Source organism: Spirosoma sp. KUDC1026 (assembly GCF_013375035.1).
Classification (GTDB): Bacteria; Bacteroidota; Bacteroidia; order Cytophagales; family Spirosomataceae; genus Spirosoma.
In genome coordinates this window covers 651854-665244 of the sequence record NZ_CP056032.1, presented here as the reverse complement: position 1 = coordinate 665244, position 13391 = coordinate 651854, and the positions used below count along the sequence as shown (strand labels likewise).

Below are 13391 nucleotides of genomic sequence, written 5' to 3'. Positions count from 1 at the left end.
TTCTGACTGGAACAGTGCACCTGATTCTGACCGCTTTATGATCTCAAAAACATACACTCCTCAAGACATTGAGGAAAAATGGTATAAATACTGGATTGATAACCAGCTTTTTACCTCTACGCCCGATGATACCCGCGAGCCGTATACAGTAGTAATTCCGCCACCGAACGTAACGGGCGTGCTGCACATGGGCCACATGCTCAACAACACCATTCAGGATGTACTGGTCCGGAAAGCGCGGATGGAAGGCAAGAATGCTTGTTGGGTACCGGGTACGGACCATGCCAGTATTGCTACCGAAGCCAAGGTGGTTGCCATGCTCAAAGAGCGGGGAATTGAGAAAAAGGACCTGACTCGGGAAGAGTTTCTGGCCTATGCGCTGGAGTGGAAAGACAAATACGGCGGAATTATTCTGTCACAGCTCCGGAAGCTGGGCGCTTCCTGCGACTGGGATCGGACAACCTTTACGATGGACGACCATTATTATGAGTCGGTTATCGACGTATTCGTTGATCTGTACGAAAAGGGCCTGATTTACCGGGGTATCCGCATGGTGAACTGGGACCCGCAGGGACGTACGGCCGTATCGGATGAGGAGGTTATTACGAAAGAGGTTCAGCAGAAACTGGTTTACATCAATTACCCGATCGTTGGGCAGGAAGGCGAGTTTATCACGATCGCGACGGTACGTCCGGAAACGATCATGGCTGATGCGGCTATTGCCGTTAACCCGAACGATGAACGATACACGCACCTGCACAGCAAAAAAGCGTTGATTCCGCTCATCAACCGCGAGATTCCCATTATTACGGACGAATACGTAACGATGGACTTTGGTACGGGTGGTCTGAAAGTGACACCCGCCCACGACCCGAATGACTACGCACTTGGTATTAAACACAATCTGCCTGTGCTGGACATTCTGAACGACGACGGTACGCTGAACGAGAAAGCGCAGATTCTGGTCGGTCAGGATCGGTTTGCCGCCCGGAAGGCGATTATCAAACTGCTGGAAGAGTCGGGAAATCTGGTCAAAACGGAGGAGAACAAGTCGAACGTGGGCTTCTCGGAGCGGACGAACGCGGTCATCGAGCCGAAACTGTCGCTGCAGTGGTTCCTGAAAATGGATGAACTGTCGAAACCCGCGCTCGAAAACGTGATGAACGACACGATCCAGCTGTATCCGCCAAAGTTCAAAAATATGTACCGGTCGTGGATGGAGAACGTGCATGACTGGTGTATTAGCCGGCAGCTCTGGTGGGGCCAGCGGATTCCGGCATTCTACCTGCAGGATGGTACGTTTGTCGTGGCACGTAACAAACATGAAGCGCTGGAGAAAGTACAGCACGAAAAACTGCTGTTTGCCATGACCGAAGCCGATCTGACTCAGGACGAGGACGTACTGGATACCTGGTTTTCGTCGTGGCTGTGGCCAATGGAAGTGTTCAAGGGCATCAGCGACCCAGACAATGCGGACATCAACTATTATTACCCAACCAACGACCTGGTTACGGCACCCGAAATCCTGTTTTTCTGGGTGGCCCGGATGATTATTGCCGGGTACGAGTACAAAGGTGAAGCACCGTTCAAGAACGTATATCTGACGGGAATTGTCCGCGACAAACTCGGTCGGAAAATGTCGAAATCGCTGGGTAATTCACCCGATCCGCTCGTACTGATCGATCAGTTTGGCGCCGATGGTGTCCGGACAGGTATGCTATTCAGCTCACCTGCTGGAAACGACCTGCCTTTCGACGAGAAGCTCGTTGAACAGGGCCGTAACTTCAGCAATAAAATCTGGAACGCTTTCCGGTTGGTGAAAGGCTGGACGGTAACGGATACAGCAGCCGAAGCGAGTAATTCAATGGCCATCGACTGGTTTGAATCGAAACTAAACGTTACCCTAGTCGAGATCGAAGACTTGTTCGGAAAATTCCGGATTTCGGAAGCCCTACAGGCGATTTACAAGCTAATCTGGGATGATTTCTGCTCACAATACCTGGAGTTGATCAAACCGGGTTATGAGCAGCCGATTGATCGAGCGACTTATAACGCAACAATCAATTTCTTCGAGAAGCTGATGTGCCTGGCGCATCCGTTCATGCCGTTCATTACAGAGGAAATCTGGCAGGACATCCGCGAGCGGAAAGAAGGCGACAGTATCTGTATTGCGTCATTTCCGAAAGCGGGGTCTGTCAATACGCAGCTGCTGACTGATTTTGATACGTTGTTTGAGATCATTACCAACGTTCGTAATATTCGTAACTCCAAGCAGATTTCGCCAAAAACGGAACTACCGCTGACGATTAAAACGACGGATGCTACCCGGTTTCAGACATTCGAGGGCCTGATCCGGAAGATGGCAAACGTATCATCGGTTACGTACACGACCGAAAAAGCCGATGGCGTTCAGTTTCTGATCAAGAGCGATGAGTTCTTCGTGAACATTGCTGGTGAAATCGACGTCGAGCAGGAAAAAATCAACCTGCAGAAAGATCTGGAATACCAGACCGGCTTCCGGGATGCAACGCTTAAGAAACTTTCCAACGAGAAGTTTGTAGCTAACGCCAAGCCTGAAATCGTGGACCGGGAGCGCCAGAAACTGGCCGACGCCGAAGCGAAGATTAAGGCGCTGGAAGAACAGTTAAGTAATCTTTAAGTTGTATAAACGGGCTGGCCAAAAGGTCGGCCCGTCTGCTTTCGGCTCAGAAAACGCGTTTTTCTGCCCGGTAAAAACCTGTGGGATCCTGTCAAAGCGTTGAAATGTAAAAATGGATGAGCTGCGTAAATGAGGCAGTTATTGTTAAATAGTATAAAATTTACAAATAATAATTATATTTTGGCAAAGTTTTGGTTGGTGTGGAAGCCAAACTAGTCAACAACGCTATGAGTAAATGTGTCTTTTTGGATCGGGACGGCGTACTGAACGAAGACCGGGCCGATTACGTCTATCGAATCGAAGATTTCATTATTCCTGACGGTGTAGCCGAAGCGCTGGCACAACTGAAAGCTGCGGGCTATATGCTGATTATTATTACCAACCAGGCAGGCATTGCCAAAGGACTCTACACGCGTGACGACGTAATGGCCTGTTATCAATACCTGCAGGATCAGTGCGGTCATTTGATCGATGATATCTATTACTGCCCGCATCATCCGGATTACGACAGCCAGTCGCTTACCCGCAAGCCTGGTTCGTTGCTACTGGAGAAAGCAATGGCCAAATACAACATCCGTTCAGATCAATCCTGGATGATTGGTGATGCCTTACGTGATATGCAGGCTGGCCGTCGCGTAGGGGTAAGAACGGTACGAATTGCGCAGGAGCCTCAGCTTTCAACTGACTGTGACGGCTGTGCCCCGAACCTGCTTGAAGCGTCTCGTTTCGTGCTTCAGTATGCCTGACTGATAAATCCGTTGGGTTTGGTAACAAGTCGGCGGTAGGTGGGTTAATTACTGCGAGTCGCGGCCGGAAAGTGCGTTTTCCGGCAAAAGCCTTAGTTTTGCTGTAAAACACCGAAACCGTTTTCTATTCTGTATGCGCTTACATCGCGAAGGTAAAACCATTATGCTGACCACGGGATTAATTCTCCTGGCGCTGGATGTGTTTGCTTATTTCTACCTGTTTCCCGGAAATACACTGGCAATGATCATCACCGTTATTGCTAGTCTGATTATTCTTCTGCTTGTCGTTCAGTTCTTTCGGGTGCCAAATCGACAGCTGACTCAGCATGAGGCCCAGGTCATTGCACCCGCCGATGGGACGGTTGTGGTGATTGAAGAGACGGACGAAGACGAATATTTCAAAGGACGTCGTCGGCAGATTTCGATTTTTATGTCCCCGCTGAACGTTCACGTCAACCGCAACCCCGTTTCGGGTATTGTGAAGTACTTCAAGTACTACCCAGGTAAATACCTGGTAGCCTGGCACCCAAAATCCAGTACCGAAAACGAACGTACCACAGTCGTTATTCAGGCGGCCAATGGCGTGGAAGTGCTGTTCCGGCAGATCGCCGGGGCTGTAGCCCGCCGGATCGTCTGGTACGTGAAAGAAGGGCAGCCCGTCGAACAGGGCAGCGAAATGGGCTTTATCAAGTTCGGATCGCGCGTCGACGTATTCGTGCCGCTGGACGCTGACGTGAAAGTAAACATCGGCGATCGGATGCGTGGTGGCGTAACGGTCCTGGCCGAACTGAACAAAGACTAAACGGTCTTACTTTTGAACAGGATCACAGAATTTTCAGGCAATCAAAATCCTGTCAAAAAATATACACTCGTTAAAGGCGAACGCTCAGAAGTTCGCCTTTTTCTGTTTCTGTAACTACCAGGCCCAGCTCGCCGGAGGGATCAAAGACGCAGTCCGAAGGATTACTGCCGGGCAGATCAATATCGTGCACAAACAGGCCGTCTTCTGAAAATACCCGAATAACGCCCGCTCCAAAAACGGCTACGTATAGATTGCCGTCTGGTCCGACTGCCAACCCGTTGGGGCCAGGCATAGTAGCGTTGGCGGTCCCCTCAATAACCGTAGCCCAGACCCGCAGGTTTTCCCAGCTCAGTGACTGGCTATCCCAGTACCCCTGCCAGATCCGCTGACGGTGGGTCTCCGTAATCAGTAAGGTTGTGTTATCAGGCAATAACGCTAGTCCGCTCGGGTAGGAGAGACCTTCGGCGATGATTTCCAGCTTACCCGCCGACGTATAAACGGCTACGTAGCCAGGCGATGGATTTTCAGAAGGGCCCGGACAGCTAAAGATCAGCTGTCCGGCAGCATCCACGAGGAGGTTATTAGGATAATTAAGTGGCTCTGCGCTAAGCTCACTAACCATCGTTTCAATAATTTCACTGATAGTGTTTATCCGGCAAATAGTATTCTTGCCCGAATCGCAAAACCAGATATAGCCGTCGCGTGCTACGGCACCGCTGGGCTTTCCCCCGGTTTTTATTCGTTTGGTGCTACCATCTTTCTGGCGACAAAAGAGATTCTCACCCTCTTGCTCTGTACACCATAGTGAACCAGCTTCATCGAATGTGGGTCCTCCCGGAAATTTTAATCCTGTAGCAAGTACACGTATTTCACCCATAGTACACCAGTTGCGCACCCATCTACTAGCACACTGGAGTAATTCCGTCGCGGCTAACGTATTGGCACCCCTATCTGGTAAAGAAATACGTTGTCCACCCTTTTGTTCAGAAAATTTAGTATAAAAGCACTATGCGCAGCGAAAAAAAAGCCTGTTGCTAAGCTCTAAGCGTTTGATAGACAAGAGGATTTTCCGTCAGGTCAAAAGTTGCCGAGAAAGCTGATATTTCGCTCCACAACTTCAATGACAACAACGTTCGGACGCTCTTTGCGAACAAGGGATGAATTCAGCTGACTGCCTCGCACGAAGAACGACTCCCTAAAGTAGGCTGGCAGGAACTGCATCATACTGTGGCTGAACGAATCGCCGACGAACAGCAGTTTACCCGACCCGGAACCGGCAAAACGGGTTGACGGAAAACCGGAAACCTCGTTAGGCTCTGTAGCAACCTGGCGGGCGGTCCGGTTGCCGCTGGGCTGGATGTAATAGTAAACGGGGTCTTTCTGCTCATCCTGGACCGTCAGCATACGTACCAAATCGCCACCAACTCCCTTTTGCTGCTCAATCCGGAAGTCGCTTGTCTGCATAGGCGGGACAGCGGGCTGATCCTGCCGGATGCGTTCGAGCAGTGCCGCGCTGCCAATCAGGGTACCGTAGTCATTCCAGTGCGTGTCTGTCTGGTTGTAAACGACATGGCGAGGTTTGGCACTAATCAGCGTATCCCGTACGTCGATAAAGGGCAAATCGGTTTGCTGAACGGCCTGTTTCAGTACGTCTAAGCGGGAAGGAGCGGAACTGGCTTCCATGCGGTCGGGTAAAAACTCGGGATAGATCGAATGCGAATCGGGCGCGACCATGACGTAGAGCCGAATACCCTGCTTTGCCAGTTCCTGCTGCCGCATGAGCAGGTGATTGGTGATGTATCGCGCCGAATCGACGGACAGCGGCTGTAGGCCCCTATGCTGGTTAATAACGTTGTTGTAGCTGTTGCCCAGATAAAACCAGCCGCTTTTACCGACCACTACTTTTTCGGGTAAAGGAGATTCGCCCAAAACATTCAGTTTCCAGCGACTGTAGGCGTAAAACAGGGCATTGCGCCAGCCGAAATTTTCCTTGTAATACTGGTCGAACTGCCGGGTAAAACTACGAACATGCGGAAAATTCAACGGCGGAACCCCGCTGATCTGTCGGTTTTCGGTACTGCCGAATCGCGCGGTCAGACCAAATAACTGATCGAGGGTAGGTAAGAGTAGCAGAATACCAAATAGGAAAGCAAGGAGCGTTGAGCGCGTTGAGGTCATCGTTCAGAAACGGAAATAAATGAACGGATTGTACGTATCGGCGGCCAGGTACGCTATCGCCGATATAAACAGCAGCAGCAGACCGCTAATATAAACCAGATCCAGTGTCAGACGGGCGGGAGTTGTTACCACGCGTGTCATCAGCCGGCGCCAGTATTTCTGGAACGTATGATATACGGGGGTTGCCAGCACAAACCCCAGTACCAGAGAAACTAGAACCTCAGTGCTGGTAAAATACGTCAGCGGGTAAGCGTAGTTCGCTGATTCTGGTCCGAGACCGATCATTTTTTTTAGGTAAATCAGGGCTGAGGTAAGATCGACAGCCCGGAAAAACACCCAGCCAATAAGCACTACCACCAACGTGTACGCGTGCGCAACTGGAGCCCACAGTTGATCCAGCCGTTTGCGCAGCCCGGCTCGTTCGATCATCAGGAAAAGACCGTGGTACAGCCCCCAGACAATGAAATTCATACTGGCACCGTGCCACAAGCCCGTTACAAAAAATACGATCAGCAGGTTGCGGTACGTACGAGCTTTGCTGGCCCGGTTGCCGCCCAGCGGAATGTAGAGATAATCCCGAAACCAGCTCGATAGGGAAATGTGCCAGCGACGCCAGAAGTCCTGGATGGAGCGGGAGATATAGGGGTAGTCGAAATTCTCTTTAAAATCGAAGCCGACCATTTTTCCCAGACCGATGGCCATGTCGGAGTAGCCCGAGAAATCAAAATAGATCTGAAGGGTGTACGCAACAATACCCAGCCAGGCCGTACTGGCCGGATAACTGTCGGGAGGTGCGTTGAAAATAGTATCGGCCAGACTGGCGAACGTATTGGCCAGCAACACCTTCTTCGCCAGGCCAATGATGAATCGTTCAGCACCAACGCCAAATTGTTCGACCGTGGTTCTCCGATCGGATAGCTCCGGGGCAATGTCAGCGTAGCGAACGATCGGGCCCGCAATCTGGTGCGGAAACATCGCTACGTACGTACCGTAGTCCAGAAAACTACGATTCGCCTTGATCCGGCCCCAGTAAATATCGAGCGTATAGGAAATGCCCTGAAAGGTATAAAAGCTGATTCCGATAGGCAACGCAATCTGCGCCATGTTGAGGTTCGTTGCGCCCGGAATCGCAAACGCTTCGGCAAAACCACGTACCGAATCGACCAGGAAATTACTATACTTGTAGTAGAACAGCAGCGACAGACTCCCAACCAAGGAAAGCAGGAGCCCCGCTTGCCGACGACCGTTTTCGACCAGTCGGCCCGCGATAAAGTTAATCAGCGCCGACACCAGCAGCACCAGCACAACCAGCCCTTCTCCCCAGGCGTAGAACAGTAGACTCGCCCCGAATAGAAAGGCGTTGTGCCACTGCCGGGGCAGCAGGTAATAGATAATCAGGAAAACAGGTAGGAATAGAAATAGAAATATGGCCGAACTAAATAGCATACTAACGGATAGTAAGTCAGGCCAAAGGTAAAAAAAAGGCCGGATAGGCGGTTGCACCCACGCACGTCGGGTGATATTTCCTCCTGTCCGGCGCTCTGAAATAGCTTAAAAGAACGACAGCCGAATAACAAAGGGGTTACCGTAAATAGCCTGCGACAGGGCCCGATTCTGATTGTAGTTCAGGTTATACAGCGCCGTCAGGTTCACGCTAAACCGACGCGAAATGGGCTGTGAGTAAGTCAGACCAAGGAGCGGTGCTGTGAGACCATAACTTAACCGCTGCGGGCTGCCATCTTCAATAACCTGGACGTTACTGCGCTCTATTTCGCCATGCAGGTAGAGGTTGGGAATAACAGCCGGTAAGGCCTCGTACATAACAAAGCCCCGTCCGCCATACTGGTTGTAAGTCGTTGGGTAATAATAAGGAGCCTTGTAACGGGTGTACGTATAGTTAGCGCCCACGCCGACAATCAGATGCTCACTGGCCTGATAGGCAACAACTGGTGAAGCGCCGAGACTGAAGGGATTGCCGAAGCGGAAACCGGTAATGCCCCCGCCGTAGCGCAGTCGTTGACCAAATGGCAGCGGTTCACCATCAACGGTCTGAGTACGTAACGGCTCCCGGCCCTGATCCCGGCGATCTTCCGGGTCGGCGGTGAGCTGACCAAAGGCAACGCTGCTGCTTAATACGATAAGTAATACCAGTAGATTCTGTATGGATTTCATGTCAGGTTCAAAAAACTAAACTTATACTCAGTAACGAATCAAAACGTGAATTCTTTTATGGCCGGATCGTTCAATAAGAGGTCTGTGCATTTTTGGTGGCCCTTCTGCGAGCCCCGTACGCGCCAGTTGCCCTTAATCTCGTTGCCGATCCGTTGCTGCTGCCCCCGCGAGATCGACATGCCGTGTTCCCGAAAGAACTGTTCATACTGCTGGAGCGTCCGGTGGCCAACAGGAGCCACAATGCGGTATTCCCGTGTCTGACTGACCTGCTGTAGCTTACGGGCCAGCCCCGACATCAGGATCAGCGCGACAAAGATGAAAATAAAACCAACGAGGGCAATATCGTAGTAACCCGCCCCCAGGCACATACCCAACGCCGAAACGGCCCAGACGGTAGCGGCCGTGGTTAATCCCTTTATCCGGTTGTTGGTCCGGAAAATGATGCCTGCCCCCAAAAAGCCAATCCCGTTAACAATATTAGCCGCAATCCGACCACTATCGTCCAGATCGATCCGCTGGGAGACGAGTGTGAACAACGTTGAGCCTACGCTGATCATAATCATTGTACGAAACCCCGCCGACTTGCCGTGGTATTCACGCTCTGCCCCAATAATGCCGCCCATCAGCAAAGAGGCTACCAGCCGGAAACTATCTGCCAGATCAAATTCCATAGCGCCTGAGGAATAGTGTATCTATCCGATTAAGAAAGTAGATAACTGCGTTTCTGCCCGTGTCAGAATACCCGGTTCGGAGAAACCATATTTCGAAATTAACCGTTAGAAATTAGATAGAGTTTACCCAACTGACGTAGAATGACTCAGACCACGGAAACGGAACGCTCTAGTTCTGTTGACCATCTTGATCCCAAGCAATTTATTATCATCAAAGGGGCGAGGGTGCACAACCTTAAAGGGATTGACGTAGCCATACCCCGTAATAAGCTAGTTGTTCTGACCGGATTGTCCGGCTCGGGCAAATCATCGCTGGCGTTTGATACACTGTTTGCCGAAGGGCAGCGCATGTACGTCGAAAGCCTAAGCAGCTACGCCCGCCAGTTTCTTGGCCGGATGGAAAAGCCGGAAGTAGAGTACATCAAAGGCGTATCGCCGGCCATTGCTATTGAGCAGAAAGTATCGACTCGCAACCCGCGCTCAACGGTGGGAACATCTACCGAAATTTATGATTACCTGAAACTGCTCTTCGCCCGCGCCGGAACGACTTACTCGCCGATTTCGGGTAACGAGGTTCGTAAAGACACCGTCACGGACGTCGTGAATTTCATGTATAGTTTCGACGCCGGTCTGGGCGGTACTCCGCAACGGGTCATGATTCTGGCCCCGCTACGGATTCGCGAAGGTCGTACGCTGGCATACGAACTGAACATCCTGCTTCAGAAAGGCTACACCCGAATTGTGGCCGATGGGGAGATGAAGCAGATTGAGGACGTATTGGGCGAGGAGGGAAGCGCAGAGGTGCTTACCTCTACTCACCTTGAAATCCTGGTTGACCGGGGTACGGTTATTTATGATGAGAATGGCCAGCCCGACGAAGATAATCAATACCGTTTCTCAGATTCTGTACAGACGGCTTTCAACGAGGGGGAAGGCACCTGTCGCGTTGATATCGTTGGCAAAGAGTCGCGCATGTTCTCTGATAAATTCGAGATGGATGGTATTGCGTTCGAGGAGCCGAGCGTCAATCTCTTCACGTTCAATAACCCGTACGGAGCCTGCCGTCGATGCGATGGCTTTGGCAAAGTGCTGGGTATCGATCCCGACCTCGTTATCCCCGACAAGAACCTGTCCGTGTTTGAGGGCGCTATTATGCCGTGGCGTAGCGAGAAAATGAACGAGGAGTTCCTGAAACCCCTGCTTCGTAACGGTATTCGCTTCGACTTCCCGATTCACCGCCCCTATAAAGACCTGACCCCCGCCGAGCAGGAACTGCTCTGGACGGGTAACAAGTACTTTGATGGCTTGAACGCTTTCTTCTCGTTTGTCGAGAGCCAGACCTTCAAAGTGCAGTACCGCGTCATGCTGTCGCGCTACCGGGGCAAAACGACCTGTCCCGAATGCCGGGGCTCGCGTTTGCGGAAAGATGCCGGTTATGTTAAGGTTGGCGGCAAATCCATCACCGACCTGGTGCTCATGCCCCTTACGCACGTAACGACGTTCTTCCGCGAGCTGGAATTGCCCGCGCACCTGGAACAGGTTGCGGGCCGGATTCTGACGGAGATCAAAAACCGGCTGGATTATATGGAACGCGTTGGGCTGGGTTACCTGACGCTGAACCGGCTGACCAATACATTGTCGGGCGGAGAATATCAGCGGATCAAGCTGGCTACCTCCCTTGGATCGGCGCTGGTTGGGTCGATGTATATTCTGGACGAACCCAGCATCGGACTGCACCCCCGCGATACAAAACGGCTCGTCAGCGTGCTGGAAACCCTGCGCGACATGGGCAATACGGTAATCGTTGTCGAGCACGAAGAAGAAGTGATGCGAGCGGCTGATCAACTCGTTGACATCGGCCCCGACGCCGGTTCGCTGGGCGGCCACCTGGTTTTTCAGGGGACATGGAAAGAGATCGAAGAGGGCAAAGGGCATAGGGTAGAGGGCAATAGCTCCACGCCCTACGCCCTCAACCCCATGCCTTCCCACACCCTCGACTTCCTAACGGGTCGGGAAACGGTGCCGGTGCCGACGTTCCGGCGCCGGTCGGCGAATTTTATTGAGTTGAAAGGCGCGCGGGAAAATAACCTGAAAGACGTGGACGTGCGTTTTCCGCTCAATACGCTTACCGTCGTGACGGGCGTATCAGGTTCGGGTAAGAGTACGTTGATTCGAAAAGTACTGTATCCGGCGCTGGTTCACCAGAAAGGCGAAGTGACCGAAGAGTCGGGCAAGTTTGATAGCCTGGGCGGTTCGCTCGACCGCATTACGTCGGTGGAAATGATTGACCAGAATCCCATTGGTAAGTCGAGCCGCTCAAACCCCGTTACGTACATCAAGGCGTACGATTATCTGCGTCAGGTGATGGCCGATCAGCCGGTGGCCAAATCCCGGGGTTACAAACCCAGCCATTTTTCGTTCAACGTGGATGGTGGTCGCTGTGAAGTCTGCCAGGGCGAAGGCGAGGTTAAGATCGAAATGCAGTTCATGGCCGACATCTACCTCAAATGTGAGGGATGTAACGGCAAACGCTTCAAACAGGAGGTCTTGGAAGTTACGCTGCGCGATAAGAACGTATCGGACATCCTGGACATGACTGTCGATGAAGCGGTCAACTTCTTCGCCGACGTTGATCTGAAAATGATGGATAAACTGATGCCACTGCAGGAAGTAGGGCTGGGCTACATCGGTCTGGGACAGTCGGCCAATACACTGTCGGGGGGGGAAGCGCAGCGCGTTAAGCTGGCGTCGTTCCTAAGCAAAGGCAACCCGAACAAAGGTGGTACGCTGTTTATTTTCGATGAACCAACTACCGGACTGCACTTCCATGATATTCGTAAACTGCTGAAAGCCATCAACGCGCTGGTTGACCAGGGCGACTCGGTCATCATTATCGAGCACAACATGGAAGTGATCAAAAGCGCCGACCATGTTATCGACATTGGCCCCGAGGGGGGCGAAACGGGTGGATACATTACCTTTACCGGTACGCCGGAAGAAATGGTGAAACTGCCCGAGGGCGAAAACTTCACCGCCGATTACCTGCGCGGTAAGGTATAGCAGAAGCCATGCAGGAATGAATGGGTTGAATCCAAACCAGACAGGTTTTAGGGTTCAACCCATTCGTCGTTTATAGCGTGTAGGTATTGCCAACTTTAGCGCCGGTTTTGCTGTTTTATACGTGGTGGGGGCCAGGGCGTTTTCACCAGCAACATAACCCATTACCACAACACTGAACATGGACTTTATCGATTATTACAGCATACTGGGTGTGCCAAAAACGGCCTCGGACGACGAAATAAAAAAGGCATACCGAAAGCTGGCCCGTAAGATGCACCCGGATCTGAATCCGAACGACGCGGAGGCCAGCAAGAAATTTCAGCAACTCAACGAGGCCAACGAGGTTCTGAGCGATCCCGAAAAACGAAAAAAATACGATCAGTACGGCAAAGACTGGCAGCACGCGGAACAGTTTGAACAGGCCAGACAACAGCAGCAACAGCGACAGGCGTACAGCCAGGCTGGTGGTGACGGTGGCTATGACTTTTCGGGTGGGTTTGGCGGAGCTGACTTCTCCGATTTTTTCTCGTCGATGTTCGGGCAGGAGGCCGGTGGCTATAGCGGTCGCCGACAGGCTACATTCCGGGGGCAGGATTACCAGTCCGAACTGCGCCTGAGTCTGCAGGACGCCTATACGACCCACAAGCAGAACCTGACCCTCGACGGGAAAACCATCGGTATTACCATCAAAGCGGGTGTCGAGAATGGACAGAAAATTAAACTGACGGGTTACGGTGCACCCGGCGTGAACGGCGGCCCCAATGGTGACCTGTACATTACGTTTGTGATTGCCGATGACAGCCGCTACAAACGGAACGGCAATGACCTCTACGTGACCGAAGAAATCGATCTATTCACAGCCCTGCTGGGTGGTCAGAAAGTGATCGAGACACTAAGCGGGAAGGTCAAAGTGACCGTGACCCCCGAAACGCAGAACGGCACTAAAATTCGGCTGAAAGGCAAAGGCTTTCCAGTGTATAAACAGGAAGGTGCATTCGGCGATCTCTACGTGCAGTGGCAGGTGAAATTACCGACGAACCTGACCGACGAGCAGAAAGAGCTGATCAAGCAATTACAGACCCTAATCCTAACCAATGACTAAC

The 13391-nt window shown here is 51.8% G+C and carries 10 protein-coding genes; 5 read left to right on the top strand and 5 right to left on the bottom strand.

Features of this window, described 5'->3' with window-relative positions:
• The first annotated feature begins 37 nt into the window (after positions 1-37).
• The 3 genes from HU175_RS02820 to HU175_RS02810 all read left to right on the top strand — a co-directional run bounded on the left by HU175_RS02820 (position 38) and on the right by HU175_RS02810 (position 4207).
• Positions 38-2659: a valine--tRNA ligase gene (locus HU175_RS02820; RefSeq protein WP_176565141.1), complete on the top strand. Its 2622-nt coding sequence runs from the start codon at positions 38-40 to the stop codon at positions 2657-2659.
• Between the two features lie 227 nt (positions 2660-2886).
• Positions 2887-3405 carry a D-glycero-alpha-D-manno-heptose-1,7-bisphosphate 7-phosphatase gene (locus HU175_RS02815; protein WP_176565140.1) on the top strand — a complete coding sequence of 173 codons (519 nt, stop codon included), beginning with the start codon at positions 2887-2889 and terminating at the stop codon, positions 3403-3405.
• 133 nt (positions 3406-3538) lie between these two features.
• The gene (locus HU175_RS02810) at positions 3539-4207 is read left to right on the top strand and encodes a phosphatidylserine decarboxylase family protein (RefSeq protein WP_176565139.1); all 669 of its coding nucleotides are present in this window, start codon (positions 3539-3541) and stop codon (positions 4205-4207) included.
• Positions 4208-4277: 70 nt separating this feature from the next.
• Here the strand turns inward: HU175_RS02810 and HU175_RS02805 are convergent, their stop codons facing one another.
• From HU175_RS02805 to HU175_RS02785, 5 genes are all read right to left on the bottom strand, one after another.
• Positions 4278-5084, bottom strand: coding sequence for an SMP-30/gluconolactonase/LRE family protein (locus HU175_RS02805; protein WP_176565138.1), 807 nt, complete (start codon positions 5082-5084; stop codon positions 4278-4280).
• Between the two features lie 200 nt (positions 5085-5284).
• Positions 5285-6385, bottom strand: coding sequence for an alginate O-acetyltransferase AlgX-related protein (locus tag HU175_RS02800; RefSeq protein ID WP_176565137.1), 1101 nt, complete (start codon positions 6383-6385; stop codon positions 5285-5287).
• Positions 6386-6388: 3 nt separating this feature from the next.
• Complete coding sequence (locus HU175_RS02795; protein ID WP_176565136.1) at positions 6389-7831, bottom strand: MBOAT family O-acyltransferase; 1443 nt, start codon at positions 7829-7831, stop codon at positions 6389-6391.
• A 105-nt stretch (positions 7832-7936) separates the two neighbouring features.
• Complete coding sequence (locus HU175_RS02790; protein WP_176565135.1) at positions 7937-8557, bottom strand: hypothetical protein; 621 nt, start codon at positions 8555-8557, stop codon at positions 7937-7939.
• Positions 8558-8595: 38 nt separating this feature from the next.
• Positions 8596-9228, bottom strand: a complete 633-nt coding sequence (locus HU175_RS02785) for an MgtC/SapB family protein (protein ID WP_176565134.1) — start codon at positions 9226-9228, stop codon at positions 8596-8598.
• 141 nt (positions 9229-9369) lie between these two features.
• Between HU175_RS02785 and uvrA the strand changes: the two genes are divergently transcribed.
• Both uvrA and HU175_RS02775 read left to right on the top strand, forming a co-directional pair.
• Entirely contained in the window at positions 9370-12288 is a 2919-nt protein-coding gene (gene uvrA / locus HU175_RS02780) for an excinuclease ABC subunit UvrA (protein ID WP_176565133.1), read from the top strand.
• A 178-nt stretch (positions 12289-12466) separates the two neighbouring features.
• On the top strand, positions 12467-13390 hold the full coding sequence (locus HU175_RS02775) for a DnaJ C-terminal domain-containing protein (RefSeq protein ID WP_176565132.1): 924 nt from the start codon (positions 12467-12469) through the stop codon (positions 13388-13390).
• Position 13391: the final 1 nt, after the last annotated feature.

Coding starts and splice junctions, on each gene's coding strand:
- HU175_RS02795 (WP_176565136.1), bottom strand. CDS start 7,831: ATGCTATTTAGTTCGGCCATATTTCTATTTCTATTCCTACCTGTTTTC.
- HU175_RS02785 (WP_176565134.1), bottom strand. CDS start 9,228: ATGGAATTTGATCTGGCAGATAGTTTCCGGCTGGTAGCCTCTTTGCTG.
- HU175_RS02775 (WP_176565132.1), top strand. CDS start 12,467: ATGGACTTTATCGATTATTACAGCATACTGGGTGTGCCAAAAACGGCC.
- HU175_RS02820 (WP_176565141.1), top strand. CDS start 38: ATGATCTCAAAAACATACACTCCTCAAGACATTGAGGAAAAATGGTAT.
- HU175_RS02790 (WP_176565135.1), bottom strand. CDS start 8,557: ATGAAATCCATACAGAATCTACTGGTATTACTTATCGTATTAAGCAGC.
- HU175_RS02805 (WP_176565138.1), bottom strand. CDS start 5,084: ATGGGTGAAATACGTGTACTTGCTACAGGATTAAAATTTCCGGGAGGA.
- uvrA (WP_176565133.1), top strand. CDS start 9,370: ATGACTCAGACCACGGAAACGGAACGCTCTAGTTCTGTTGACCATCTT.
- HU175_RS02810 (WP_176565139.1), top strand. CDS start 3,539: ATGCGCTTACATCGCGAAGGTAAAACCATTATGCTGACCACGGGATTA.
- HU175_RS02815 (WP_176565140.1), top strand. CDS start 2,887: ATGAGTAAATGTGTCTTTTTGGATCGGGACGGCGTACTGAACGAAGAC.
- HU175_RS02800 (WP_176565137.1), bottom strand. CDS start 6,385: ATGACCTCAACGCGCTCAACGCTCCTTGCTTTCCTATTTGGTATTCTG.